The 26,145-nt window shown below is 39.6% G+C and carries 24 protein-coding genes and 1 other annotated feature; of the genes, 20 read left to right on the top strand and 4 right to left on the bottom strand.

Going from position 1 to position 26,145, the window contains the following annotated elements:
• The first annotated feature begins 20 nt into the window (after nt 1-20).
• The 3 genes from SJW71_RS07825 to SJW71_RS07835 all read left to right on the top strand — a co-directional run bounded on the left by SJW71_RS07825 (nt 21) and on the right by SJW71_RS07835 (nt 1,935).
• Nucleotides 21-476 carry an ACT domain-containing protein gene (locus tag SJW71_RS07825; RefSeq protein ID WP_004226679.1) on the top strand — a complete coding sequence of 152 codons (456 nt, stop codon included), beginning with the start codon at nt 21-23 and terminating at the stop codon, nt 474-476.
• A gap of 166 nt (nt 477-642) precedes the next feature.
• Nucleotides 643-1,524, top strand: a complete 882-nt coding sequence (gene pheA / locus SJW71_RS07830) for a prephenate dehydratase (RefSeq protein ID WP_274793930.1) — start codon at nt 643-645, stop codon at nt 1,522-1,524.
• A gap of 18 nt (nt 1,525-1,542) precedes the next feature.
• The gene (locus SJW71_RS07835; protein ID WP_274793929.1) at nt 1,543-1,935 is read left to right on the top strand and encodes a thiol-disulfide oxidoreductase DCC family protein; all 393 of its coding nucleotides are present in this window, start codon (nt 1,543-1,545) and stop codon (nt 1,933-1,935) included.
• A gap of 90 nt (nt 1,936-2,025) precedes the next feature.
• On the opposite strand, the gene SJW71_RS07840 is transcribed toward SJW71_RS07835, so the two are convergent.
• The gene (locus tag SJW71_RS07840; protein ID WP_274793928.1) at nt 2,026-2,559 is read right to left on the bottom strand and encodes a transcription repressor NadR; all 534 of its coding nucleotides are present in this window, start codon (nt 2,557-2,559) and stop codon (nt 2,026-2,028) included.
• A 141-nt stretch (nt 2,560-2,700) separates the two neighbouring features.
• On the opposite strand from SJW71_RS07840, the gene SJW71_RS07845 reads away from it, so the two are divergent.
• The 7 genes from SJW71_RS07845 (at nt 2,701) to yajC (ending at nt 9,163) form a co-directional block, all read left to right on the top strand.
• A complete protein-coding gene (locus tag SJW71_RS07845; RefSeq protein ID WP_412927205.1) occupies nt 2,701-3,798 on the top strand; it encodes a LysM peptidoglycan-binding domain-containing protein in 1,098 nt (365 codons plus the stop codon).
• A 34-nt stretch (nt 3,799-3,832) separates the two neighbouring features.
• Nucleotides 3,833-4,666 (top strand): aminoglycoside phosphotransferase family protein, encoded by an 834-nt coding sequence (locus tag SJW71_RS07850; protein WP_274797357.1) that lies wholly within the window; start codon nt 3,833-3,835, stop codon nt 4,664-4,666.
• A 112-nt stretch (nt 4,667-4,778) separates the two neighbouring features.
• On the top strand, nt 4,779-5,399 hold the full coding sequence (ruvA, locus tag SJW71_RS07855; RefSeq protein ID WP_274793926.1) for a Holliday junction branch migration protein RuvA: 621 nt from the start codon (nt 4,779-4,781) through the stop codon (nt 5,397-5,399).
• An 18-nt stretch (nt 5,400-5,417) separates the two neighbouring features.
• Nucleotides 5,418-6,422 carry a Holliday junction branch migration DNA helicase RuvB gene (ruvB, locus tag SJW71_RS07860; protein ID WP_274793925.1) on the top strand — a complete coding sequence of 335 codons (1,005 nt, stop codon included), beginning with the start codon at nt 5,418-5,420 and terminating at the stop codon, nt 6,420-6,422.
• 18 nt (nt 6,423-6,440) lie between these two features.
• Nucleotides 6,441-7,481: a tRNA preQ1(34) S-adenosylmethionine ribosyltransferase-isomerase QueA gene (gene queA, locus SJW71_RS07865; protein ID WP_274793924.1), complete on the top strand. Its 1,041-nt coding sequence runs from the start codon at nt 6,441-6,443 to the stop codon at nt 7,479-7,481.
• A gap of 57 nt (nt 7,482-7,538) precedes the next feature.
• Nucleotides 7,539-8,684 (top strand): tRNA guanosine(34) transglycosylase Tgt, encoded by a 1,146-nt coding sequence (gene tgt / locus SJW71_RS07870; RefSeq protein ID WP_274793922.1) that lies wholly within the window; start codon nt 7,539-7,541, stop codon nt 8,682-8,684.
• A gap of 212 nt (nt 8,685-8,896) precedes the next feature.
• A complete protein-coding gene (gene yajC, locus SJW71_RS07875) occupies nt 8,897-9,163 on the top strand; it encodes a preprotein translocase subunit YajC (RefSeq protein ID WP_274793921.1) in 267 nt (88 codons plus the stop codon).
• A gap of 113 nt (nt 9,164-9,276) precedes the next feature.
• Here yajC and SJW71_RS07880 read toward each other — a convergent pair whose 3' ends face one another.
• Complete coding sequence (locus SJW71_RS07880) at nt 9,277-10,107, bottom strand: polysaccharide deacetylase family protein (RefSeq protein ID WP_274793920.1); 831 nt, start codon at nt 10,105-10,107, stop codon at nt 9,277-9,279.
• Nucleotides 10,108-10,263: 156 nt separating this feature from the next.
• Here SJW71_RS07880 and SJW71_RS07885 point away from each other — a divergent pair, with 156 nt between their 5' ends.
• The gene (locus tag SJW71_RS07885; RefSeq protein WP_312506758.1) at nt 10,264-10,899 is read left to right on the top strand and encodes a DUF421 domain-containing protein; all 636 of its coding nucleotides are present in this window, start codon (nt 10,264-10,266) and stop codon (nt 10,897-10,899) included.
• Here the strand turns inward: SJW71_RS07885 and SJW71_RS07890 are convergent.
• Nucleotides 10,896-12,413, bottom strand: a complete 1,518-nt coding sequence (locus tag SJW71_RS07890; protein ID WP_274793918.1) for a putative polysaccharide biosynthesis protein — start codon at nt 12,411-12,413, stop codon at nt 10,896-10,898. The genes SJW71_RS07885 and SJW71_RS07890 overlap by 4 nt on opposite strands.
• 93 nt (nt 12,414-12,506) lie before the next feature.
• On the opposite strand from SJW71_RS07890, the gene SJW71_RS07895 reads away from it, so the two are divergent.
• Nucleotides 12,507-12,815 (top strand): post-transcriptional regulator, encoded by a 309-nt coding sequence (locus SJW71_RS07895; RefSeq protein WP_274793917.1) that lies wholly within the window; start codon nt 12,507-12,509, stop codon nt 12,813-12,815.
• A gap of 342 nt (nt 12,816-13,157) precedes the next feature.
• Complete coding sequence (gene secDF, locus SJW71_RS07900; protein ID WP_274793916.1) at nt 13,158-15,425, top strand: protein translocase subunit SecDF; 2,268 nt, start codon at nt 13,158-13,160, stop codon at nt 15,423-15,425.
• Nucleotides 15,426-15,527: 102 nt separating this feature from the next.
• Here the strand turns inward: secDF and SJW71_RS07905 are convergent, their stop codons facing one another.
• Nucleotides 15,528-17,216: a methyl-accepting chemotaxis protein gene (locus SJW71_RS07905; protein WP_341386618.1), complete on the bottom strand. Its 1,689-nt coding sequence runs from the start codon at nt 17,214-17,216 to the stop codon at nt 15,528-15,530.
• 321 nt (nt 17,217-17,537) lie between these two features.
• Nucleotides 17,538-17,771 (top strand) — a binding site (T-box leader).
• 100 nt (nt 17,772-17,871) lie between these two features.
• Here SJW71_RS07905 and SJW71_RS07910 point away from each other — a divergent pair.
• The 7 genes from SJW71_RS07910 to recJ all read left to right on the top strand — a co-directional run bounded on the left by SJW71_RS07910 (nt 17,872) and on the right by recJ (nt 26,137).
• Nucleotides 17,872-19,227, top strand: a complete 1,356-nt coding sequence (locus tag SJW71_RS07910) for a chorismate-binding protein (RefSeq protein ID WP_431811983.1) — start codon at nt 17,872-17,874, stop codon at nt 19,225-19,227.
• Nucleotides 19,227-20,258, top strand: coding sequence for an anthranilate phosphoribosyltransferase (trpD, locus tag SJW71_RS07915; protein ID WP_431811984.1), 1,032 nt, complete (start codon nt 19,227-19,229; stop codon nt 20,256-20,258). Before SJW71_RS07910 ends, trpD begins: the two co-directional genes overlap by 1 nt.
• Nucleotides 20,255-21,055, top strand: coding sequence for an indole-3-glycerol phosphate synthase TrpC (gene trpC, locus SJW71_RS07920; protein WP_322606419.1), 801 nt, complete (start codon nt 20,255-20,257; stop codon nt 21,053-21,055). The genes trpD and trpC overlap by 4 nt, the downstream gene beginning before the upstream one ends.
• A complete protein-coding gene (locus tag SJW71_RS07925) occupies nt 21,042-21,656 on the top strand; it encodes a phosphoribosylanthranilate isomerase (protein ID WP_322606420.1) in 615 nt (204 codons plus the stop codon). The genes trpC and SJW71_RS07925 overlap by 14 nt, the downstream gene beginning before the upstream one ends.
• A complete protein-coding gene (gene trpB, locus SJW71_RS07930) occupies nt 21,656-22,867 on the top strand; it encodes a tryptophan synthase subunit beta (protein ID WP_313470709.1) in 1,212 nt (403 codons plus the stop codon). Before SJW71_RS07925 ends, trpB begins: the two co-directional genes overlap by 1 nt.
• Complete coding sequence (gene trpA / locus SJW71_RS07935; protein WP_431811985.1) at nt 22,864-23,655, top strand: tryptophan synthase subunit alpha; 792 nt, start codon at nt 22,864-22,866, stop codon at nt 23,653-23,655. Before trpB ends, trpA begins: the two co-directional genes overlap by 4 nt.
• A gap of 160 nt (nt 23,656-23,815) precedes the next feature.
• Nucleotides 23,816-26,137, top strand: coding sequence for a single-stranded-DNA-specific exonuclease RecJ (gene recJ, locus SJW71_RS07940; RefSeq protein WP_274793908.1), 2,322 nt, complete (start codon nt 23,816-23,818; stop codon nt 26,135-26,137).
• The last annotated feature ends 8 nt before the right edge of the window (nt 26,138-26,145 follow it).

A 26,145-nucleotide genomic window follows, 5' to 3' on the forward strand; every position in this document is an offset into this window, starting at 1 on the left:
TGAGTTTTAGGGGGAAGCGTATGAAGAATGTTGCGAATCAGCGATATTATTTAGTTCGTGAGGATGTTTTAACGGATGCAATGCAAAAAACTTTGGAGGCGAAACACCTACTATCAAGTGGTTCAGTATCCTCCATTTGGGATGCGGTAAAGCAGGTGGATTTATCGCGAAGTGCGTTTTACAAATATCGTGATGCGGTTTTTCCTTTTCATTCAATTGTGCAGGAACGCATTTTAACAGTCTTTTTACAGCTTCAAGATAGAAAAGGAACACTTGCCAAGCTTTTAGAAACGGTGACCATTACACATTGTAATGTATTGACAATTCATCAAACAATCCCTATTCAGGGTCGTGCTAATGTTACATTATCATTGGATGTAACGAGCATGACTTGTGACCTTGATGATCTCATCCAGCAATTAAAACGCTTAGATTTTGTTGAATCAGCAGAAGTGATTAGTTCTGGTGCATTATAAGTATTGTAGTGTTCAAAGCCTTTAATTTTTGATAAAAATGACAATTATCGTATTGAATAAGTCTATAGGTAAAAAATACGATAACAAAGCTCAAATAAGGAGCTGTCCCAACAGTGATTGCACAGGAGGGACTGCTCCTTATTGTGCCATAAAGGAGGTATTTGCAATGACAAAGCAACAATGGGAAAATCGAATTGCCTATTTAGGACCAGAAGCATCATTTACATACTTAGCAACAAAGGCTACTTTTCCAAATGAGTGGCTTATACCATGCGCAACGATTCCAGAATGTATTGAGGCTGTCGCAGAGGGAAAGGTTGATTTAGCTGTCGTACCTTTAGAAAATGCCTTAGAAGGTTCTGTAACGTTAACATTAGATTACTTATTCCATGAGGCAACACTGTATGTGACTGGTGAATTACTCCTTAAAATCCAGCAACATTTAATGGTCAATAAAGCGCAGAAGGATCATTGGCAATCGATCGAGGGTGTCTATTCCCATCCTCATGCGCTTGCACAATGTCATAAATATTTATTTTATCGTTTCAGTCATGTACCATTACATCAAACTACTTCAACTGCAGCTGCAGCAAAATATGTATCTGAAAACCCAGAAGAATGTATAGCGGCAGTCGGTAATGCGGCGGCAGCGGAAAAGTATGGCCTTGAAATAGTGGAGTCGAATATCCATGATTTCCATTTTAACCATACACGCTTCTTTGTATTGTCTAAACAAAATAAACGCTTGCCACAAGAGCTATCAGAGGGGCAAGCAAAAACGACATTTATGATAACATTGCCGACTGATCGTTCAGGGGCGTTACATCAGGTGCTTTCTGTTTTTGCCTGGCGTCAACTGAATTTAAGTAAAATTGAATCACGTCCACTTAAAACAGGTTTAGGCGATTATTTCTTCATGATTGATGTATTAGCAGATGAAAAAGAACCGATGATGCGTGGGGCAATGGAAGAGCTTGCTGCCCTAGGCTGTAAGGTCAAGTCACTGGGTACCTACTTTACTTATTTAACTTCAGACGATGCAGAGTAACGATAAGGAGGAAATGTGATGGGTGGGATCATTTTATTTGATGGTGTCTGTAATTTTTGTGATAGCACGGTTCAATTTATTATTAAGCGTGATCAAGCTGGCTATTTTCAATTTGCCTCACTTCAAAGTGATTTTGGCCAAAACCTACTAGCGCAGTTCAATATTTCAAAGAATATAGATAGTGTGATTCTTATTGAACATGGGCAAGTTTTTTTTGAATCAACAGCTGCTCTAAAAATATGTAAGAAATTAGATAGGCTGTGGCCTTGCTTGTATCTTTTCATCCTCGTGCCACCATTTATACGCAATGCGCTATACCGCCTATTTGCCAAATATCGCTATCGTTTATTCGGTCAGAAAAGTGAATGTCTTTTGCCAACACCTTCTCAACGACAAAGATTCCTCTCCTAATATGATAGGGGTACCCGCGGAGAGAAGACTATACCTACAATAAAACACAAAGCACCGTTTGACATGATATCCCAGACGGTGCTTTTTTATTTATTGATCTTGCACTAAGTATCCCTTTTTTTCTAGAGCTTGTTCAATCAAAGTTAATACCTCAACAGAAGGTGCAGTAATAACATGCAAATGAATGCCGCCTGTGAGAGCTGATAAATAATTTGCCTGTGTTTCGTTAACACGTTCTATAAATTGTTTCACTTCATGACGGTTAGATACCATAATCGATGCTATGAGTTCTCCGTATATTGGGTGCTCGACAATGACATTTTTCACTGTACCACCACAATCAACAATCGTCATTAATTCATCTTCTGTTTGATCAGAGGTATGCAAACAAGGGAGAGTGCGTTCAACAGTTTGCTGTAAATGTTCCTGATGCATATAAAGGTAGCCCTGACTCGTTGCAATAATGGGCTCATTTCTTGCCTTTAATAAAGTCATATCATTGACGATCACTTGTCTAGAAACATTAGCAAACTTAGCCAAGTCTGTCCCAGTTATAGGAGTTTTACTTTTTTTTAATTGTGTTAATAGTTGCAGTCGGCGTTCTTCGCCTAACATTTTTTTCATAAGAGTTCACCTCTGCTCATAGTAAAGGAATCCGCATTCCTTATGATTAAGTGTACCATGAAGCATTTCTAACTTGCTGAAATTTTTGTATCCAAATGAAACATTGAACATATGATACGTAGAGAGGAAGGGAGGAAAAAATTGCGTATTCATATTGTTCAAAAGGGAGACACATTGTGGAAGATTGCGAAAGAGTACGGCATTTCGTTTGAAGATTTGAAGCGGCTCAATGTCCATCTTGCCAACCCAGACTATATTGTTCCAGGCATGGAGATTATATTGCCTGAAAAAATAAACAAAGAGCCGCATAGAGATTCACATAAAGAAATGCCGAAAAAGGAAACACAAGTGCATAAGGAGACACCGACAAAGGAAAGCCCTAAAAAGGAGGTACAACGACCGATGCCACCGCCACCGCCGATTGTACCACCACCACCAGCTCCTATGCCAATGCCAGAACCACAAATGATTCCAATACCAATACCAATGCCAATGCCAATGCAGATGCCCCAACAACCGATGTGGGTACCGCAGCCTGTGGAAATGAATTGGCACCAACAAGTGGTAATGCCACAAGTAGAACAAACTGTTACTCCGCCACCAGTACAAATACAGCCACCACCGCCGCCAGCACCTACACCGCCACCACCACCAGTAGCAAAACCAAAGCCAATGCCCGTGCCACAACCAGCACCACAGCCACCAATGCATATCATGCCACAAATGCCTGTTGTACCACATTGCTCAAGTTGTCACCAGCCGATTTATCATCATCAAATGTGGTGGCCAATGCAGATGCAGCCACAGGTAGAGCATTATGCGATGCCACAGCCACCGATGTCCTATGATATGCCAGATCATAAGGTTGGGGGGATGGAAGACTTTTTAGAATCTACGTCACCGTTTTTCCCTACTCATAATGAGCAAATGAAACCACAATTTGATATGATGCCTAATATGAATATGGGGATGCCTGATATGAATATAGGCCAATCTTGTGGTTGTGGTAGCCAACCAATGCCGATGCCAATGCCAATGCCAGACATGAATATGGGTCAATCTTGTGGCTGTGGTACAAAACCAATGCCAATGCCAGACTGTGGTTGTCATAACCAACCAATGATGATGCCTAATTGGCAAATGGATCCTTGCCAATGTCAACCGCCGTGCCCATCAGGAGCAGGACCATGGATGTCACCGCACTATTTCCCAGGCGGGATGACGCCTTATCGATGGTGAAAAAGCGTATATAGTTGAAGAGGTAAAGCCAAATATTTGGAAATATAAGTATCAATCGAATAATTATTTTGTTAAACGAGCAAAGCAAGTGGAAATTGCGGAGAAGGTGAGAGCTATTCATCGCCAGTTAGGAAGATTGGAGCCTTCTCTCATTTTACCAATAGTCCAAAGCGATGATGAGCAATTAATTGTGCAAGTCTGGCAAGAGGGAAGTCATGGCGCTAACTTTGCACATAAAAAGGATCGTAAGGAATCTCTTAAATTATTAATTGCTTTACATGATACACATAAAAAAATTGCTTGGCAGCGAGTGCCGGGCTTGCATACCTACTCACAACTTTTAAAGTGGCAAATGCGTCATATGCGTTTTAAAAGTAGAAGAAATGAGTTTCGAGCATTTCTAACAAAAGAAGAAATAGATCAAATTTTGCACTACAGCGATAAATCGCTACAATTGATTGCACTAGAGGATGTACCAGAAAAAGACATCACACTCTTACATGGGGATGTTGTCCATCATAATTTTTTATGGTGCTCTGATGGACAATTGCGTTTAATTGATTTTGATTTAGCACATCTTGGAGAAGCGGATGATGAATATATTTTATGGTTGCATCGGGTATTACCAGCTGTTGATTATGACCTTGCAAAGGTTTTTGCTGAATTACCGGAGCTGAAGCGATTGGATAAAAGAAAGCTCCATCGTTTGAAATATCCGAATGAATTATTACGTGAATGGCTTTTTGCAGTGGATTTACCATTAGAGCAACAGCTAGTATTTTTAGATTATTTAGTGCCATTTACAAAACGAGCCCTCACCTATTGGCCAAAACTGTGGTACGATATTGATAGATTTGTCAAGAAATGACCGTCATTTGGCGGTCATTTTTGTCTGAGAGCAACGCTTTTCATACTACTTTTTGTCGAGCATTCGTTCGCTATATGCTATAATCGAAGACGATGATTGTGAGGGATTATGGATGTATGATTATTTAAAAGGACAAATTACTCGTATTACACCAGAATATATTGTACTTGAACAACAGGGTATTGGCTGGCAACTTAATACCCCTAACCCGTTTGCGTTTCGAGCATCTGCTCTTGAACAACAGATATACGTTCATTTGCATGTTCGAGAAGATGCACAGGTTTTATATGGTTTCCCTAATCTAGATCAACGAGAACTGTTTAGAAAGCTAATTTTAGTATCTGGTATAGGACCAAAGGGGGCTCTAGCTATTCTAGCTACAGGCAACCCGCAACAGGTTATTAGTGCGATTGAACGGGAAGACGAGGCGTTTTTAGTAAAGTTCCCTGGAGTAGGGAAGAAAACAGCTCGTCAAATGATACTAGATTTAAAAGGTAAGCTAGGCTCTCTATTAGATACAATAGAGTTACCTAGTACAGAAGATGAGCTACCGTTATTTGGTGTCAATCCTTATAAACATGAACTAGAAGAAGCCATACTTGCCTTAATGGCACTTGGTTATTCTGAAAAGGAGCTCGAAAAAATTCGACCACAGCTTGAGGATAATGACAAGCTTGAGACGACAGATGCCTTTATGAAACAAGCACTGCAACTACTGTTAAAATTAAAATAAGAAAAGGAGGGAAGGTACATGTCTGAACGTATGATGGCAAGTGAGGCAGGAAGCTATGATGAGCAATTTGAATTATCTTTACGCCCACAAAGACTAGCACAGTATATTGGGCAGCATAAAGTAAAGGAAAATTTACAAATATTCATTGAAGCAGCAAAGCTTCGCCAAGAAAGTTTAGATCATGTGCTGTTATATGGGCCTCCAGGACTCGGGAAAACAACATTAGCTGCTGTTATCGCGAATGAGATGAATGTCAATGTCCGTATGACAAGTGGACCAGCGATTGAGCGTCCAGGAGATTTAGCAGCTATTTTAAGTTCACTAGAGCCTGGGGACGTTTTATTTATTGATGAAATTCATCGACTCCCCCGTGCCATTGAAGAAGTGTTATATCCAGCAATGGAGGACTTCTGTTTAGATATTGTGGTTGGGAAAGGTCCAGAAGCACGTTCAGTTCGACTTGATTTACCTCCCTTTACCCTTGTAGGTGCTACAACAAGAGCTGGCGCCTTATCTGCCCCTCTAAGAGACCGTTTTGGAGTTTTACTACGATTAGAATATTACGATGATCGTTCTCTTGCAGAAATTGTGGTGCGCAGTGCTCATTTATTTGAAGTGGAAATTGAGCAAGTAGCGGCAATGGAAATGGCGAGGCGTTCACGTGGAACCCCCCGAATAGCCAATCGTCTATTGAAACGAGTGCGAGATTATGCACAAGTGCTTGGAGATGGTATGATAACGGAGGGACTTGCACAGCAAGCGCTAGAACTGTTACAAGTCGATCCTAGGGGTCTTGATCATATTGATCATAAACTTGTCACGAACATGATTGAGCGCTTCCGAGGAGGTCCAGTGGGCTTAGATACACTTGCTGCATCAATTGGTGAGGAAAGGGTTACGATAGAGGATGTATATGAGCCCTATTTGATGCAAATTGGCCTAATTCAGCGTACACCACGTGGAAGAGTAGCCACACATTTAGCTTACGAACATTTTGGATATGAATATCCCCAACAAACATAATAGAAGGAAGTTTTTTTCATGCGTGTAGAAGATTTTGATTTTGAATTACCAGAGGAGCTCATTGCCCAAACACCATTAGCCGATCGTACAGCAAGTCGATTAATGGTCGTAACACCTGGTTCCAATAAAGTAGAGCACCACCATTTTGCTCATATTTTAGATGAGCTACATGCAGGAGACTGTCTTGTATTAAATGATACAAGAGTCTTACCTGCTCGCTTAATGGGCGTCAAAGAAGAAACAGGTGCACATATAGAAGTATTGCTATTGAAGCAATTAGCTGGTACAGATGAGTGGGAAACACTTGTAAAACCAGCGAAGCGTGTAAAGGTAGGGACAACTATCACATTTGGAGATGGTTTATTGTCAGCGACTTGTACGGGTGAGCTTGAACATGGCGGACGTACATTTGAATTTCATTACGATGGAATCTTTTATGAAATATTAGAACAGCTTGGTGAGATGCCGTTGCCTCCATATATTCGTGAAAAACTAGGGGACAAGGATCGTTACCAAACAGTTTATGCCAAAGAACGTGGCTCAGCTGCAGCGCCTACAGCAGGACTGCATTGGACAGAGCAATTATTAGAGCAAGTGAAAGCTAAAGGTGTAGAAGTAGTCTTTATCACATTACATGTAGGACTTGGTACTTTCCGTCCAGTGAGTGTAGATTCAATTGAAAACCATGAAATGCATGCTGAATTTTATAGTGTTACCGAACAAGCAGCAGACACAATTAATCGTGTAAAGCGTAACGGTGGTAAGGTAATAGCTGTTGGGACAACCTCTACACGAACATTAGAAACGATTGGCTCTAAATACGATGGCGAAGTGCGGGCTGAACAGGGTTGGACATCAATTTTCATTTATCCGGGCTACAACTTCACGGTGGTAGATGGGTTAATTACCAATTTCCATTTACCAAAATCAACGCTTGTCATGCTTGTTAGTACACTAGCCACACGCGAAACCATTTTAAGCGCCTATCAACAAGCTGTAGAGGAAAAATATCGCTTCTTCAGTTTTGGGGATGCGATGTTTATACGTCCGAAAAAATAATCGGGGATTAAATCGAAGTACTGTTTTTACTTCAGATAAGAGAGGATTTTTTATTTTATGACACAACCAGCAATTCGATATGAATTACTTCATACTTGTAAACAAACAGGAGCTCGTCTTGGTATCGTGCATACACCACATGGCTCCTTTGAAACACCAGCATTTATGCCTGTAGGGACACAAGCAACAGTTAAAACAATGTCCCCAGAAGAATTAAAAGAAATGAATGCAGGGATCATTTTGTCCAATACGTACCATTTATGGCTACGACCAGGTAATGATATTGTCAAGGAAGCAGGGGGACTTCATAAATTTATGAACTGGGATCGTCCAATTCTAACGGATTCAGGTGGTTTCCAAGTGTTCTCACTAAGCCAATTCCGTAAAATTGAAGAGGAAGGCGTTCATTTCCGTAACCATCTAAATGGAGATAAATTATTTTTAAGTCCAGAAAAAGCAATGGAAATTCAAAATGATTTAGGCTCTGACATTATGATGGCTTTCGATGAATGTCCACCATATCCTGCAACACATGAATACATGTTGCAATCAGTCGATCGTACAACTCGTTGGGCAAAACGCTGTAAAGAAGCACATAAGCGTCCAGAAGACCAAGGTTTATTTGGTATCATTCAAGGCGGGGAGTACGAGGATTTACGCCGCCGTTCGGCAGAAGCCTTAGTAGAATTAGACTTCCCAGGTTACGCAATTGGTGGTTTATCTGTTGGTGAGCCGAAAGATGTGATGAACAGAGTTTTAGAATTCACAACACCAATGATGCCTGAAAATAAACCACGTTATTTAATGGGGGTTGGCTCACCAGACTCTTTAATTGATGGAGCTATTCGTGGAATTGATATGTTTGACTGTGTACTGCCAACACGTATTGCACGTAATGGTACACTAATGACCTCTGAGGGACGTCTAGTAGTGAAAAATGCCAAATATGCACGTGACTTTGGCCCAATAGATCCAAACTGTGATTGCTATACATGTAAAAATTATTCTCGTGCCTACATTCGCCACCTTATTCGCACAGAAGAAACGTTTGGAATTCGTTTAACAACTTATCATAATTTACATTTCCTATTAAAATTGATGGAACAAGTACGTGAGGCAATTCGTCAAGACCGTCTTGGTGATTTCCGTGAGGAATTCTTTGAAAAATATGGCTTTAATGGCCCAAATGCGAAAAACTTTTAAGTAATTCGCTTTGGCGTAATAACGTCAACTAAGAGCTATAGTTAGGAAAAGTTATTCAAAACTTTGTAAAAAGTGAATATTTCTAGCAAAATATTGTCAATCATAGAAAAAATATTAGTAATTGAGAAAATTTTTGGGCATGTCCATCGCTTTTTGCAGGTGGAATAGTCTATACTAAAAAAGTGAGATTTAGAAAGGGGGCAAGATGTAGTATGGATCAATTAATAGGATTAGCACCAATATTATTAATGTTCGTTGCAATGTGGTTTATCTTAATCCGTCCAGCTAAAAAAAGACAGCAGCAAACTCAAAATATGCAAAATAGTTTGCAACGTGGAGATAAAGTCATTACAATTGGTGGTCTACATGGTGTCATCGATGCAATTGAGGACACTGCAGTGACATTAAAAATTGCTGACAATGTACGTGTGAAATTTGACCGTCAGGCAATTGGACGAGTTGTCAATGAAAATCAATGACAATAAGTAATTAAAGAAAAAGGCTTACAATAGGCAATAGCTATGTTGTAAGCCTTTTCTTATAATTGGAAAGCAGAAGGGACGCCGAACCTTCCTGCTTTCTTCGTATTATTTCATTGCGTAGTTAATTTATGAATTAACTCAGGACCTGTATCATGTCCATTTACAGTTATTCTACTTAGCGTAAATAAATCATCTCCCATTCTGACACTTTTATTTTGAATCACAAAGCCCATTTTAAAACCAGCCTCCTTTACTATTTGAATGGTAGCTGGAGATTGATTACCGTACGGATAGCTAATAGCGATAGGCTCATAGCCTAATTTTTCTTTAATTATTTGTCTTGAGTAAAGTAAATCATGACGAACTCTTTCTTCGAATTGTTGCTGACTTTCTAGTTGTCCATTTATATAGCTTGGACCGTAAATTGCCCCATATACTCTTCCATTTTTTGAAGTTAATTTATAATGAGAGTCCCATGTATGGCTTTGAATGGTTATATAATCTTGCATTTCATTTAATTGATCCCAATTCATCTTGGCAATTTCCTTTGGGTAGTCATTCTTTGTATGAACAATCCGGCTTGCAATCACAAAGATTTCTGCATGCATGTCATACTTTTTCAAAATAGGATAGGCTTTTTCGTAATTGCTGAGATAGCCATCATCGAATGTAATCAATATAGGCTTTTCAGGTAGTTTTATGTGATTATTGAAGTAATCGTACAATTCTTGCACTGAAATAGCATGATAACCCTCTGCTTTAAGTGCTTTTATTTGATTTTCAAAATTATTGGGTGAAATAACTGTATTGTTGTTTATATTCTCCGCTAAATGGTGGTACATAAGAACGGGTATTTTCTGTTCTTGGTATCCATGGATGGGAAAAGGATAAGTGAACAGAACTATATAAACAAAAACGACAACAATTATTTTCCTTGTCATGTTCTCACCTTGTTTGTTTTAAGTATTTGGCTCTTTATATTGTTTACCTTCTTTTAAGGACTATTCGTTGCAAATCACTTTTTTCAGTGACATCGGACTATAAACCTGTATAAAAAACAATGAGTAAGGTCACCTTGATAGTATGGGGGTGTTTCTATGGAAGAGTATTTCCATATTATTTTTAGAACTTGTTTTTTATATGTGTTTATCATCATTGTTTTTCGATTAATGGGCAAACGAGAAGTAGGAGAATTATCAGTCATTGATTTGGTTGTCTTTGTTTTAATTGCAGAGGTGGCTGCTTTTGCGCTAGATGATTATAAAAATCCTCTTTTTAATGCCATTCTACCTATTATCATCTTGCTTTTTATTCAAATATTAAGTGCCTTTTTATCGTTAAAGTTCAAGAGAATTCGTGACTTAGTCGATGGTGATCCAGCTTTATTAATAAAGGACGGTGTTATTTTAGAGAGTGAAATGCGAAAACACCGCTATAATTTAGATGATTTATGTCAGCAATTACGAGAAAATGGAATTGCCTCTGTGACAGATGTTGCATTTGCGTATTTAGAGCCTTCAGGCAATCTTTCGGTCTACAAAAAAGATGAAAAATCATTCGTGTATCCACTGATAATTGACGGTGATATTCAGGAAAGACATTTATTCACTATGCATAAAGATGTTGAATGGTTAATGGGTGAGCTAGCTAAAAATAATATTACAGATAGTGAAACTGTATTTTTTTGTATTTGGGAAGACAATAAGTTGCACATCCAATTAAAAGAAACTTAAACTTTTTTTGCTAATTTTCGGATGTAGCGGAAATCTGTTATCCGTAGCTGGTTGCTCACTAATAAAAAAGTAAAAAGTAAAAATAATGTAACACAGCTACTCAAAATAAATGGTAAGGACAATATTGGGATAAGGAAATACTGTGCTACGCATACGGCAATAAAGCAACTATATGGTACGATGAACATCCTAAAGCCAGCACGTAAATTTTTTCTTTGTCTAACAGTTGCGATGTGCAAGAAGGATGTTAATAAAACACCAAAGCCAATTGCTACAACGGCGCCTTTTTCCTGTATACCAGGTTGTGAGGCAAGTACAAACATTACAAATAGTTTACCCAGTCCACCATAGATGGAGTTCATCATAGCCGCTCGAGCTTCTCCAATCGCCTGCAAAATGGAATGCAGTGGGCTTTGGATATAATAAAAATAAAAAATAGGTGCTAAAATTTTTACGTACCCACGATTTTCTTCTAAATGGAAGAGCTTCATAGCCAATTCATCACCATGGACAAAGAAATACGTAGCTGCAAAGCAGCCTACTAAGGAAGATAATCTTAGTGAGACCGAAATTCGCTCCTGTAGTAGTGGTATATGTTGACGAGCAACAGCATCACTAACAGCAGGAATGAGGACAATCGATAATGCTGTTGACACAAACGCAGGGAATAGCAGTAATGGCACCAAAACACCTGAGATGACACCGTAAAGAATTGTGGCTGCAGATGCTGTTAGGCCGGCCACAGTTAAAGCTTTTAAAAAGATAATCGGTTCCAAAAACCAAGTGAACGATCCAAACAGCTTACTGCCTGCGGAGGGTAGCGCTATCCGAAGCATTGGAGACGCAGGATACCCTTCGATTTTAGTTTTACGTGTTAATAATCTCTTTTTGGAGACGATATAATGCAGCCATAAATAAAGGAAGGCTACAACTTCCGCAAGAAGAGTAATCCCCATTGCTGCCGCAGCTGTCACAGCAGCATTATTAAAGTTGGCCACATAAGGAAGCATTAGTGTAATAAAGCTAATACGCACAACTTGCTCAATCATTTGTGCCCAAGCTGTTGGGGTAATTTTAGCTACACCTTGTAAATAAGCACGTAATAAACCAGATCCAACTGATACAGGTACTGCAAAGAGAGCAATCCATAGCGTAAATGTTGTCTGTTCATTATGTAATAGCGTCGTCGAAATATATGGTATTGTGAGTGCAACGAGTGGCATAAATACAATCATGCCAATAAATGACCAAAGAATGGCAGTACGCATGACACCAAATATGCTTTCACGTTTATTTTTTGCTAGTAATTCTGCTACGATTTTAGCAACTGCAATAGGTAGTCCAAGTTGAATCAGTGAGATGAAGAAAATAAATGCAGGATAGACGGTCATATAAATGCCGACTGCCTCTTCACCAGCAATACGCATAAATTGCATTCTATAAAAGAAGCCAAAAAGTTTAGATAAAAAAATGACAAACATTAAAAATAATGTACCCCGTACAAAAGAACTCATGCCATCCGTCCCTTCTCAAGCCGCAAAAATTCATTTACACTATTTGTATGCAAGCATGTCTTACGTTACGACTTTGATTGGAGATGATTCAAAATGAGTATGCAGTATGAGCAGCTATTTGAAAAAATTCGTCCGGCAATTGATAGTAAGATAGCAGAGTTTAAGTATTATCAATATGATGCCATTACAGCGGAAGAACTTTGGCGTTACTGTGTTGAAAAAAAATGGCGTAAAAAGAAGGTTGAACAGCTACGGTTACATGAAGTTATTTCTACTATTTTTGCGGTATCACCATCTGATATCGTCTCATTTAATCAAGTAGAGTTTTTACAAAGTAATAATTGGTTTGAAGAAGTCAATAATGAAGAATTGCAATTACTGCTTGGTCCAGTCAAAACGTAATCAATGATGTGTCAAATTTTACAACAATTCGTAGAATCCTTAATGTGTTGAATTGACACCAAGCGCAACCTGTTTCATAATAAGTGTGTTGCGCTTTTTTTATTTTGAATAAGTTCTTACTTACATAAGTCTTTTTTAGCTTTACTTAAGCTTGGAGGCTAGTACCTAATAATACAAAGAAAAACTTGCGCGTTATGAACGATTGAAATAAGTATGCAACCTTTTTGAAGCAAGGTAACACAATTCTAGATGAAAAGGAGGATTAAACGTTTCAAAAGGTTTGCAAGTTACTTGTTTGGCGTGTAAGGACAGCCCTTACACCAATTCGAGGAGGATTTATTGATGAAACTAAAAAGTCGTATAGTTGCATTCCTACTGATTATCGTGCTATTGGCAGCAGGTATTAGTACGACTGTAAACGGCGTCTTAAAGGACATTAAGCTTGGTCTTGATTTACAGGGCGGGTTTGAGGTGCTTTATGAGGTGAATGAATTAAAAGAAGGACAAAAAATCACACCGGAAATTGTAACAGCTACGGCAACAGCTCTAGGCAACCGTGTCAATGCGATTGGGGTAAGTGAACCAAGCATTCAGGTTGAGGGAGAAAATCGTATTCGTGTGCAGTTAGCAGGTGTTGAGGACCAAGAGTCTGCACGTAAGTTATTGTCTACGTCTGCGAATTTAACATTCCGCGATGTGGATGACAATTTATTATTAGATGGAGATGATTTAAAGGAAAATGGAGCAAGTGCTTCCTTTGACCAACAAAATCGTCCAATTGTATCGCTTAAATTAAAAGATGCGAAAAAATTTGCTGATATCACAAGTAAAATTGCGGCGAAACCTGCAGGCCAAAATTTACTGGTTGTATGGTTAGACTTTGAAGAGGGTGTTGACTCCTATAAAGCTGAGTCACAAAAAGCGAAGCCTCGCTATGCATCGGCTGCAACAGTTAATCAAACATTAAATACAACAGACGTTATGATTAGCGGTAACTTCTCTGTTGATGAAACAAAAAATTTAGCAGGTATTTTAAATGCAGGGGCATTACCTGTGAAGCTTGATGAAATTTATTCAACATCTGTTGGTGCACAATTCGGTGATGAAGCACTGAAAAGTACTATTTTAGCAGGTATTATCGGGGTAGTAATCATCTTCTTGTTCATGTTATTCTACTATCGTTTACCTGGCTTTATTTCCATCATCACATTAGCTATTTTCACATTCCTAGTATTGGTGGTATTTGATTGGATTAATGCAGTATTAACGCTGCCAGGTATTGCGGCCATTGTCCTAGGGATCGGGATGGCAGTAGACGCTAATATTTTAGCGGCAGAACGTATTCGGGAAGAGCTGCGTGTAGGTTATTCTGTGAAACAAGCCTTCCAGCTTGGTTCTAAACAATCATTATCGGCCATTGTCGATGCACAGTTGACTACATTATTAGCAGCAGGTGTTCTTTTCTATTTCGGGACAAGCTCTGTAAAAGGATTTGCAACAACATTAATCATTAGTATCTTGTTAAGCTTCTTAACAGCGGTATGGGGCTCACGTGTCCTATTAGGTCTACTTGTTAACAGTGGCTATTTCAACAGTTCAGCATGGTTTGGAATTGCGAAGTCCAAACAGCATAGTCTGGATGAAAACATTGGTACATTAGATTTATCAACGAAATTTGATCGCTTTGACTTTGTTCACAACCGTAAGAAATTCTATACATTCTCATTAGCTATTTTAGTGGCAGGTCTAGTCGTTCTGGGTATTTTCCGTCTAAACCTAGGTATCGATTTCTCGAGCGGTACACGTGTTCAAATTGAGGCAGAACAATCGTTGACAAAAGAGGAAGTTGAAAAATATGTAGATAGTATCGGTTTTCCTTCTGACGATATTGTTCTTTCAGGAGAAAAGAGCAATTCTGCAGTTGTACGATATAAAACTGATTTATCACAAGCGGATATTTTGAAATTCCAAAAAGAAACAACGGAGAAATATGGCCATAAACCAACTGTAAGTACTGTTTCACCTACAGTAGGTAAGGAACTTGTGAAAAATGCCATTAAAGCATTAGCCCTTGCAGCAATAGGGATTATTATTTATGTGGCAATTCGCTTTGAATGGCGCATGGGTATTGGCGCAATTGTGTCACTACTGCATGACGTATTCCTCATCGTTGCTGTCTTTAGCTTCATGCGTTTAGAAGTGGATATAACGTTCATTGCGGCTGTGTTAACGATTGTTGGTTACTCCATTAATGATACGATCGTTACCTTTGACCGTATGCGTGAAAACTTAGATCAATATGACACGATTACTGACCGTGAAGTATTGGCGAATATTGTGAATAAATCGCTCCGTCAAACAATGGGACGTTCTGTTAATACTGTGTTAACAGTTATTATCGTCGTTGTGTCCCTATTAATTTTTGGTGCACCATCTATTCAAAACTTCTCTATCGCGTTATTAATCGGTTTAATTACAGGTATGTATTCATCAATCTGTATTGCAGCCCAAATTTGGTATTCATTAAAAATTCGTGAAATGAAAAAATCAGATGGACAGCTACACAAAAAAGAGAAAAAACAATGGGGTACAGACGAACCTGTTGTATAAGTAGTGAGCAGGGAATAGAAAACAATTTAGTTTCTATTCTCTGCTTTTTCTATGCAAAAAAATCTGCTACCTTTTTAAAAGGTAGCAGATTTTCGTATATGTTTATAATTTAAATTGTTGAAGTAATTCTTGGAGCTGTTGCGCATTTTGGCTTAATTCCTCCGCAACAGCATTTACTTGCTGCATTGTTGCAACCTGTTCGTCTACAGATTCTGCAATCAATTGTGAATTGCTTGCTGACAGATTCGAGACATTGGCTATTTCCGTGACAGACGCCGAGACCTGCTCGGCACTTGCTGAAATTTCTTCTGATGTAGCAGAAATTTCTTCAATTTGCTCGGTAAAGGCTGCAACGGCTGAAGTAATAGAGTAAAATGCATCTCCAGCCTCATGAATTTTAACTACGCCATCCTTTACAGATGCTAAGCCGTTATCAACCGCAGCTGCAACATTGCGTGTATCTGTCAGAACTTCTTTCGTAATAGCAACGATTTGATTGGCAGATTGATTCGATTCCTCAGCCAGTTTACGCACTTCATCAGCTACCACTGCAAACCCTTTACCATGCTCACCAGCTCTTGCAGCTTCAATAGCAGCATTGAGTGCTAGTAAATTGGTTTGTTCTGATATGGCTGTGATGACTGTTGTAATTTGACCGATTTCTTCAGATTGCTTACTTAATTTTTGAGTTAATTGAGCAATCTCTGTAGTAGCCTCTGAAATCCTATCCATTTGGTCTTTCGCTGTTGAAATAGTTGCTCCACCTGTATGGGCAAGTTTCGTCATACTTTCTGCATTTTGATGGAGGCTTTGCGTTGCTTCCGCAATGCGTTGGACACCAGCGGCCGTTTCATCCATAGCCACCGCACTTTGCTGTGAAGCACTAGCAGATGAATTGATATGTGTTGCGTTTTCTTGAATTCTTTGGGCAATATCATCCGATGTTGCCGTCACTTCCTCTGTACTAGCTGAAAGCTCTTCAGAGACAGCTGATAGATGGGATGCACTATCTTGAATGTTTGTCATCAATCCAGCGAGATTTTGTTTTAATGAATTGACTGCATTTGCTAGTGTGCCAATCTCATCCTTTGCTTGATGGTTAAGCTCAGCAATCGTTAAATCTCCTTGCGCTAATGTATCTGCTGCACCTATGACCTTCCGAAGTGGCATAACAATGCTATTTTTAATAAAGTACATAAAATATAAACCGATTACTACACTAGCAATGAGGAGGCTAATGGCAATAATTATTGCGCTAGAAACGGTTTGATTAACATCACGATCAACCTTTTGAAGCTGTTGATCATGATATTCTAATAAGTCTTTCGTTAGCTTAAAAATTTCCTTATTGTATTTTGTAACATCGACATTTATGTATGTAAGTGCCAAATCCTTTTTACCGTTATTAAACGCTTGCTGTGCTTTTGCTGAATTTGCTAATAATTCATTTTGCAATTCTGTGATTTGCTGCATAATGTTTTTCGTATAATCAGAGCGAACAATGGTAGATAGTTCTTTTACGGTTTCAGGTAATAGCTTTTCATAGCGCTCTAAGTTGGCTTTAGCAGTTTCATCCTTATTATTTAAAATATAAGACCGTAAAAACAATCCTTGAGATGCAAGTTCTTGCTGTATTTTCTCGGTTAATTGAATTTGAACAATACGATGATTCAAGACTTCCTCTAAATCATTTTGTGTTGTTTTAAATTGAAGAAATGATAGGATGCTTGAAATGAAAAGTAAACATGTTAAAGAAATAAAGCCTAGATTTAGTTTTTTGCGAACGGTCATATACGTTCCTACTTTCTTTAATTATATAGAAAAAATAATGTTCTGAAATTACTATAACTTGATATATTTACATGGTCAATACTAAGAAAATATTCAATAGTAGGAAATCAACTTCCCTATTAAAGGGTATTTAAAAGGAGAATATACCCACTATAAAGGTCTACTCAAAAAGCATGTATCACCACTTTTTCTTCAGAATTTATTGACAATTATATTGCTTTGGCATAGAATTAAGGCTAACTTTTTGTTCGGATCAGGTAGAAGGCTTCGGGAGCGAGGTCAGCCTAAGAACAGATGAGCTGAGTTTAGATGAGAATAGCTGAGAAATTGTTGAATAAGAGTAGTAACATAAGTCCTGTAATGTAGAGAGTCAGTGGTTGGTGTAAACTGATTTACAGCTTATGTGAATGGACTTATGAGAGTCGCTAATAAACAGCGAACGTGATTCCCCACGTTATAGGGGTGCTTTTCCATATGTAAAACAGAGCGGAAAGCACAAAGGTGAGAGCAAATGCTCTAATATGAGGTGGCAACGCGGTCATGATCGTCCTCTGCAATTAGGATTAATCCTTTTTGCAGAGGGCTTTTTTATTTGATTCAGCATTCGACTAAACAGTGAAAAAGAATAAGAATCTTTAAAAGGAGTTTAATAGCTATGCAAACAATGAGTTCTAGGACAAAAATGAAAACCATTAATGGCGATTCTTTAACACCTATTTTGATTTTTAGACGGTTACAGGGTACACATAAATTTTTGCTGGAGAGCTCCTCCCAGCATGAGGGAGCAGGAAGATTTTCATTTATTGGAGCGAATCCAAGAAAGACTTATAAAGGAATGGGCCAAGAAATTCAGGAGATTTCCCATGAAACTGGAAAAACATATGTGCATAAAGGAAACCTCTTTGTCCTACTTAAACGACTAATGCCACGCATTACCAATACGACACAATTTCCATTCTCTGGAGGGGCTGTTGGTTTTATAGGTCATAGTGGAACAAAGGTGTTCAACGACAATCAAGTAGAAATGCTTGAGGCCCATTTTCATGTGTATGAAACAATTATTGTGTTTGATCATCTAACCGATGAAGTGACATTAATTCATACAAATATTGATGCGGAAAAACAACAACCTAGTTTGGAAGAATTGGCACAACAATTGTTAAACGGACATGTAAGTGATGAAGCAACTTCTCGGTATCATGGACTCGATAGGATGTCCTATGTACAATTCGCAAAAGATTTACAGACAATACAAGAAAGTTTAACTAATGATATCTCACGGGTTGTACTGCCCAAGCAATATGTAGCAAACTTTCAGGGGCATGCGTTTACCTTATACCGACACCTACGTAAAATGAAGCCAGCAGCCTATATGTATTATATAGAATTTGATGATTATGTTGTATTAGGAACTTCCCCTGAAAGTCTGATACGTGTCAAAGGAGATAAAGTCATTGCAACACCTATGGAGGGGACATATCCACGAAGGGAGACAAAAAGTGAAGACCTAGAAAATGAGCGCAAATTATACGATCATTCGGCCATTAGAAAATCACATGCGCTTCTTGTTCGTACAGTTCAACAAGATTTACAGTCTGTTTGCTTCAGAGACTCTGTTCAAATTATTGATGCCATGCGTATTGAGGAATCGAAACAGGCATTGCATATGACATCAACGGTGGAGGGGCAGCTTTTACCTATGCTTCATGCACTTGACGTATTAGCAGCAACATTGCCAACATTTTCGACTGTGGGATTTCCAAATGAACAGATGGCACGATCTATTAAAAAAAGGTCCAATTTTGGTGGAGCTCTAGGCTTTATTGGATTTAATGGACATTTAGATTTTGCCTTAACAGGACAGTCCATTGTAGCTGATCATGAATCCATGAATATGCAAACGACCATCACCGTGACGAAATATACAGACGTGCAGAAAGTATTAGATCGAGTGAAAGAGGAACAAGAGGCATTTTTACAGTTACTGACGAACAATGGAGGGCAAGATTAATGGAACAATTACAACAAAAAGTGTTGCAAGGCGAACACTTAATGTATGAGGAAATGCTGAAGGCGGCACAATGGTTATTTGATGATCAGACACCTAAAGACCAAATGGCATGCTTTTTAACAGCTTTATCAGTAAAGGGAGAAACGGCGCATGAGGTAGCAGCATTAGCAACAATTATGCGGTCTTTTGCACGTGAGGTAGCCATACAAGCTAGTGGCTATATGGATAATTGCGGTACTGGCGGTGATGGACTTCATACTTTTAATATCAGTACAGCTTCCGCTTTTGTACTAGCTGGAGCAGGCGTCAAAATAGCCAAGCATGGAAACCGCAAAATATCATCTTCCTCGGGCAGTTCCGATGTATTGGAGGCATTAGGTATTCATACAGCTATTTCTATTCCGCAAACCATTGAGTTATTGGAGAAAGAAGGAATCGCCTTTCTCTATGCGCCAAATGTTCATCCAAAATTAAACCGGATTGGGGAGGTTCGCCGTTCAATAGGGAAACCAACAATCTTTAATCTTGTTGGACCTTTAACAAATCCAGTCCCATTGTCAACACAGTTCACGGGAATTAACCGACCTAATTTTGTAATGGAATATGCTTCTGTTTTACAAATGCTTGGGCGTGAACGAGCCATTGTAGTATCAGGACCACAAGGCTTAGATGAAGCTTCGTTAGCGGGTCAAAATACGCTAGTTTTAGTAGATAAAGGGGATTTAATTCCTTTTTCCTTAACAGCAGAAGATGTTGGTCTCCCATTTGCATCGTTAGAGGCAATCAGAGGTGGCAATGCAGATGAAAATGCTGTACTCATGAGAAAACTATTAGCTGGGGAGCAGAGTGCCTATTTAGATACTGTGTTATTCAATACAGGTATTGGCTTATTTGGCTATGGTCAAGCAGAAACGATTAAAGAAGGGGTAGCCATGGCAAAGGAAAGTATTTTTAGTGGGCGAGCACTTCAAAAATTGGAAGCGGTAGTTACCTTTAGCGAGCAAATAAAAAAAGTGGAGGTAGGTTTATGAATATACTTAACAAAATTCTACAGCAAAAGAGGATAGAAGTAGATGCTTTATTAGAGCAACCTGATCCTCTAGCAAGTTATACAGAAAAGACACGTCCATCGTTATTTGATTCGCTACGACAGGCGAATACGTTACAAGTCATTGCTGAAATGAAACGTGCTTCTCCTTCCAAGGGGCTAATTGCAGAAGGGGCAAATCCAGTTGCCCAAGGACAAATCTATGCACAAGCAGGAGCAGCCGCCATTTCTGTCTTAACCGATAAAGAATTTTTCAAAGGCTCTTTTGACGATTTAGCAGCGGTTGCTAGTGTTGTGAATGTCCCTCTACTATGTAAGGATTTCATGATTGATAGGGTGCAGATTCGATTTGCGAAGGCAGCAGGAGCATCCATTATTTTATTAATTGTAGCTGCTTTGACGGACGAATCCTTACGAGATTTATATAGCTACGCAACGGGGTTAGGCTTAGAGGTTTTAGTGGAAGTGCACGATAGAGAGGAGCTCGACCGTGCACTTGCAGTAGATGCAAAGTTGATTGGTGTTAATAATCGAGATTTACGCACGTTTGAGGTCAGTTTACAACGTACACAAGAAATTGCTGACGCTTTTCCATTTAATGAAAACCGTGTATTAATAAGTGAAAGCGGTATTTGGTCACAGGAAGATGCACAACAAGTAGCAGCCATGGGGGCTAGTGGAATTCTTGTAGGGGAGGCATTAATGCGCAGTGGAGATGCTGGGCAGGCACTACAATGTTTTCAAGTACGAAAGGAGGGGCTTCTGTATGACAAAAGTTAAAATCTGTGGATTGCAAAAACAAGAACATGTCATAACAGCTATTCAGGCTGGTGCAGATGCCATTGGTTTTGTTTTCGCACCGAGCAAACGTCGCGTAACTATTGAGCAAGCTCAGCTTTTAGCGAACGAAGTACCTCAAGGGGTATTAAAAATTGGTGTCTTTGTCAATCCGTCTGCAGCTGAACTAAAGGAAGCGGTAGAACGTGTGTCATTAGACTATGTGCAATATCATGGAGAAGAAACGCCAGCATTTATTCAAGAACAAGGTTATCCAGCTATTAAGGCATTGTCGGTACGAGGCAAAGAGGATATTCAAGCTGCAGCTGATTATCAGGTAGATTATTATTTATTCGATGCACCTGGGACAGATTTTAAAGGTGGCAGTGGCCATACTTTTGACTGGAGCCTACTGGAGGAGGTAGGTATTCCACGAGAAAAATTACTATTAGCTGGTGGTCTCAACGTGGACAATATTGAAGAGGCCATCACAACGGTAGCCCCTTTTATGGTGGATGTTTCGAGTGGTGTGGAAACAGATGGAATGAAGAATTCTGCAAAAATACAGGAATTTTTAAAGACAGTAAAGAGGGGGATCATCTAATGGGGATTTCAATTGCAAATAGTGTACCGACAAAGGAAGGACGTTTCGGCCGATTTGGTGGTCAGTTTGTGCCAGAAACTTTAATGACCGCATTACTAGAATTAGAAACCGCCTATGATGATGCATTAAAAGATGCAACGTTTACAGAGGAGCTTACCTATTATTTACAGGAGTATGTTGGACGAGAAACCCCTCTCTATTATGCTGAAAATTTAACGAAGGAGCTAGGTGGCGCAAAGGTCTATTTAAAGCGTGAAGATTTAAACCATACAGGGGCTCATAAAATAAACAATGCCATAGGGCAAGCGCTACTTGCTAAACGTATGGGTAAAAAGAAAATTGTTGCCGAAACAGGTGCAGGACAGCATGGGGTGGCAACTGCTACTGCTTGTGCCTTACTAAATCTAGAATGTGTTGTTTTTATGGGGGCAGAGGATATCAAACGCCAACAGCTAAATGTGTTTCGCATGGAGCTTCTTGGCACGAAGGTCGAGTCGGTGGAAAGTGGTTCTAAAACTTTAAAGGATGCGGTGAATGCAGCATTGCGCTATTGGGTGACAAATGTTGAGGATACGCATTATATTTTAGGTTCTGCATTAGGCCCTCATCCATTTCCTAAAATTGTTCGGGATTTCCAGCGTGTAATCGGCGTTGAAACGAGAAAGCAAATTTTGCAAAAAGAGGGACGTTTACCAGATGCAGTAGTTGCTTGTATTGGCGGTGGCAGTAATGCTATAGGTATGTTTCATCCATTCGTTGATGATGAATCAGTAGCCTTATATGGTGTTGAGGCGGCAGGGAGTGGTCTTGATACTGGAAAGCATGCAGCGGCCATTGCCGGTGGACAGCTAGGGGTGTTACATGGTGCTTATATGTATTTATTACAGGATGAAAATGGCTTTGTTCAAGAAGCACATTCTATTTCAGCCGGATTGGATTATCCAGGGAAAGGGCCCGAACATTGTTATTTACATGATATTGGCCGAGCTCAATTTGACTCCATTACAGATGATGAGGCACTAGAGGGCTTGCAATTGTTAAGTCGAACAGAGGGCATTCTTCCTGCACTTGAAAGTTCCCACGCCATTGCTTATACAGCAAAGCTTGCTAAGACAATGCCGAAGGATTCGATTATAGTTGTATGCTTATCTGGTCGTGGAGATAAAGATGTTCACACAGTTCGAGCGGTACTAGGAGGGGATGCTAAATGACGACACTAAAACAAGCAATTGAACAAGCAAAGGCTACAGGAAATAAAGCTTTTATCCCCTATATGATGGCAGGTGATGGGGGGCTAGAAACAATCAAGCCGACGATTTTAACTTTTCAACAGCTCGGTGTGACAGCGATCGAAGTAGGTATTCCCTTTACAGATCCTGTAGCGGATGGACCGGCGATTGAGCGTGCAGGAGAACGCGCACTGGCAGCTGGTGTGACATTAAGGAAAGTGTTGCACACGCTCGCTTCATTTAGAGAGGAGATAACGGTGCCTCTAGTGGTCATGACTTATTTCAATCCAGTGTTAGCTTATGGCTTAGAGACCTTTGCCAAAGACTGTGTAGCAGCAGGAGTAAAAGGGTTAATTGTACCAGATGTCCCATTAGAAGAAAGTGCACTGCTACGTGAAACATTAAACCCTCATCGTATTGATGTGATTCAACTCGTTTCTTTAACTAGCCCTCCAGATCGAATTGCCCGTATTGCAGCTGCTAGTCAGGGCTTTGTTTATGCAGTAACCGTTAATGGTATTACGGGAGCAAGGTCTCATTTTGCTAATAATTTAGAACATCATTTTGCAGGTCTACGTCAGGCAAGTCCAATCCCAGTACTGGCGGGCTTTGGTATTTCGACACCTGAGCACGTCAAAAAGATGGGGGCATTAGGGGATGGGGTTATTGTCGGGAGCGCCATTGTAACGGCCCTGCATGAAGGAGATATAGCAACAGTGGAAGCATTAATAGCTGCTTCTAAAGGTATACTAGCGAAGTCTACTCTTTAAAAGAGTAGGCTTTTTGCTTGGGAGTGAATATTTAATTTGAAGCATAGTTAAGGAAAAGTGATGGATCTACATCTCGAATGGATGGTAAAACTATCAATCTAATGGATAGTGCGTAACCAATCGAATTTCGGTATAATAGCTTTCGTAAGGAAGTGAGAAGATGATCCTATCGAAAAAAAGATGGCAGGTGGAGCGTCCAGATGCCACACTTGTCCAAACATTACAAAATGACTTACAACTTTCTGCGATTGCAGCAAAAATTTTAGCAGCACGTGGCTGTGAAACAACCGCTGACGCAGAAAGCTTATTAAATATGACCGAAGCAAATATTCATGATCCATTTCTCATGCATGGCATGGCTGAAGCGGTGGCGCGAATTGAGCAAGCACTAGAAAATGGTGAGAAAATATTAGTCTATGGCGATTACGATGCGGATGGTGTGACAAGTACGACTGTCATGCTAAATGTGTTATTGGATCTTGGTGCCGATGTATCTTTTAAAATCCCAAATCGTTTTATCCATGGGTATGGACCACATGAGGCTCTATTTCGAGAAGCCTATGAAGAAGGGGTACAATTAATCATTACAGTGGATAATGGGATCTCAGGAATTGAACCTATCCGAGTAGCGAAAGAGCTTGGCATGGATGTTATTGTGACTGATCACCATGAACCTGGGGAGGAGCTACCGCCAGCAGATATTATTCTTCACCCGCGATTACCAGAAGGGCATTATCCGTTCGGAGAGTTAGCTGGAGTAGGTGTAGCCTTTAAGCTAGCACATGCTCTATATGGAGAGCTACCCATCCACTTAATTGAATTTGTTGCGATTGGCACTGTAGCAGATTTAGTGCCGCTAGTAGATGAAAATCGCTATCTGGTCAAACGGGGTATTCAGGAAATGCGTCGCTCCCTTAGTCCGTGGGTACAAGCAATGTGTGACATAGCGAGTACAGAGCAGGCAAAAATTTCTGAAGAAACGATTGGCTTTTATTTTGGCCCTCGATTAAATGCTGTTGGTCGACTCGGAGAAGCAGCTCCAGGAGTCGAGTTATTAATGGCTGAGGACAATGCCAAGGCAGCTGCGCTGGCAAAACAGTTAAATGCTTGCAATACAGAACGAAAAGATATTGTGAAAAGCATTACAGATGAAGCTATCGCCCTTATCGAAGCCGATGAAACGATTGGCAATTCCTTAGTTCTTGTTGTGGCAGGGGAAGGCTGGAATGCAGGGGTTGTGGGCATCGTTGCTTCTCGTCTTGTGGAGTTATATTACCGTCCAACCATTGTCCTTTCACTCGATCCTGATAAAGGGATAGCTAAAGGTTCCGCCCGAAGCATTGAAGGCTTCCATTTATATAACGAACTAGCAAAAAATCGGGATATTTTGCCTCACTTTGGTGGACATCCCATGGCAGCAGGAATGACCTTATCGTTAGAGCATGTTGATGAACTACGTAGACGTTTAGATGCTCAAGCAAGGGCCTGTTTAACAGAGGAGCACTTAACCCCTATTGTCCATATTGATATACCACTAAGTATTGATGAAATTTCAGCAGATGCTATCGAAGAAATTTCAGCACTTGGTCCATTTGGAACTGATTTTCCAAAGCCTATTTATGTACTGGAGGATGTAGAAATTTCATCCATGCGTAAAATTGGTGCAGCAGAAAATCATATTAAAATGGAATTAACGAATGGCTATGACAAATTAGATAGTGTCGGTTTTAATAAAGGTCATTTACATGATGAGCTAACGTATGGCATCAAAGTTTCCTTTATAGGTGATTTACAAATTAACGAATGGCAAGGGCGAAAAAAAGCTCAATTTATGATTGAAGATGTCCAAACAACAGAATGGCAGCTATTTGATATCCGTGGAATCCGTCAAACAGCTCGTTGGCTTAATACAGTGCCGAAGGATGAGGCGATGTTTATAGCCTTTCGTCCTGAAACGATGACCTATTATCAGTCATTGATTGGTGTACCTATTACAGTAGTGGACCCTACACTTTCAAATGTTGATCAAAGTGATTATATTGTGCTTTTAGATTTGCCACAAAATGTTCAAAGATTAGAAGAAGTATTACAGAAAACGAAGCCTTCACGAATTTATGCGCACTTTTATATGCCAGATTCACAATATTTCAGTGGTTTACCTACACGAGAGCAATTTGCTTGGTTTTATAAATTCCTGAAAAATCGACCAGCATTTCCGCTTGATATGCACATAGCTGATTTAGCGAAGCATACAGGATGGCCATTAGATGCATTAAAATTTATGACACAGGTGTTTTTTGAGCTTGGTTTTGTTAAAATGGAGAGTGGACTGACGACTGTCAACGTGAATGCCCCAAAACAGGCACTAACAGAGGCACCGTCTTACAAACAACGTTCAGAACAGATTGAAATGGAGCAAAAGCTTGTCTACGCTCCTTATATAGAATTAAAACAATGGTTTGATGAACGAATACATGACTAGACGAAAAA

Source organism: Lysinibacillus sp. FW12, assembly GCF_050817245.1.
In the GTDB taxonomy this organism is placed as follows: domain Bacteria; phylum Bacillota; class Bacilli; order Bacillales_A; family Planococcaceae; genus Lysinibacillus; species Lysinibacillus irui.

Bases quoted from the DNA above. Each gene is read 5' to 3' on its own strand.
- SJW71_RS07825 (WP_004226679.1), top strand. From the start codon at position 21: ATGAAGAATGTTGCGAATCAGCGATATTATTTAGTTCGTGAGGATGTT.
- pheA (WP_274793930.1), top strand. From the start codon at position 643: ATGACAAAGCAACAATGGGAAAATCGAATTGCCTATTTAGGACCAGAA.
- SJW71_RS07835 (WP_274793929.1), top strand. From the start codon at position 1,543: ATGGGTGGGATCATTTTATTTGATGGTGTCTGTAATTTTTGTGATAGC.
- SJW71_RS07840 (WP_274793928.1), bottom strand. From the start codon at position 2,559: ATGAAAAAAATGTTAGGCGAAGAACGCCGACTGCAACTATTAACACAA.
- ruvA (WP_274793926.1), top strand. From the start codon at position 4,779: ATGTATGATTATTTAAAAGGACAAATTACTCGTATTACACCAGAATAT.
- ruvB (WP_274793925.1), top strand. From the start codon at position 5,418: ATGTCTGAACGTATGATGGCAAGTGAGGCAGGAAGCTATGATGAGCAA.
- queA (WP_274793924.1), top strand. From the start codon at position 6,441: ATGCGTGTAGAAGATTTTGATTTTGAATTACCAGAGGAGCTCATTGCC.
- tgt (WP_274793922.1), top strand. From the start codon at position 7,539: ATGACACAACCAGCAATTCGATATGAATTACTTCATACTTGTAAACAA.
- yajC (WP_274793921.1), top strand. From the start codon at position 8,897: ATGGATCAATTAATAGGATTAGCACCAATATTATTAATGTTCGTTGCA.
- SJW71_RS07880 (WP_274793920.1), bottom strand. From the start codon at position 10,107: ATGACAAGGAAAATAATTGTTGTCGTTTTTGTTTATATAGTTCTGTTC.
- SJW71_RS07885 (WP_312506758.1), top strand. From the start codon at position 10,264: ATGGAAGAGTATTTCCATATTATTTTTAGAACTTGTTTTTTATATGTG.
- SJW71_RS07890 (WP_274793918.1), bottom strand. From the start codon at position 12,413: ATGAGTTCTTTTGTACGGGGTACATTATTTTTAATGTTTGTCATTTTT.
- SJW71_RS07895 (WP_274793917.1), top strand. From the start codon at position 12,507: ATGAGTATGCAGTATGAGCAGCTATTTGAAAAAATTCGTCCGGCAATT.
- secDF (WP_274793916.1), top strand. From the start codon at position 13,158: ATGAAACTAAAAAGTCGTATAGTTGCATTCCTACTGATTATCGTGCTA.
- SJW71_RS07905 (WP_341386618.1), bottom strand. From the start codon at position 17,216: ATGACCGTTCGCAAAAAACTAAATCTAGGCTTTATTTCTTTAACATGT.
- SJW71_RS07910 (WP_431811983.1), top strand. From the start codon at position 17,872: ATGCAAACAATGAGTTCTAGGACAAAAATGAAAACCATTAATGGCGAT.
- trpD (WP_431811984.1), top strand. From the start codon at position 19,227: ATGGAACAATTACAACAAAAAGTGTTGCAAGGCGAACACTTAATGTAT.
- trpC (WP_322606419.1), top strand. From the start codon at position 20,255: ATGAATATACTTAACAAAATTCTACAGCAAAAGAGGATAGAAGTAGAT.
- SJW71_RS07925 (WP_322606420.1), top strand. From the start codon at position 21,042: ATGACAAAAGTTAAAATCTGTGGATTGCAAAAACAAGAACATGTCATA.
- trpB (WP_313470709.1), top strand. From the start codon at position 21,656: ATGGGGATTTCAATTGCAAATAGTGTACCGACAAAGGAAGGACGTTTC.
- trpA (WP_431811985.1), top strand. From the start codon at position 22,864: ATGACGACACTAAAACAAGCAATTGAACAAGCAAAGGCTACAGGAAAT.
- recJ (WP_274793908.1), top strand. From the start codon at position 23,816: ATGATCCTATCGAAAAAAAGATGGCAGGTGGAGCGTCCAGATGCCACA.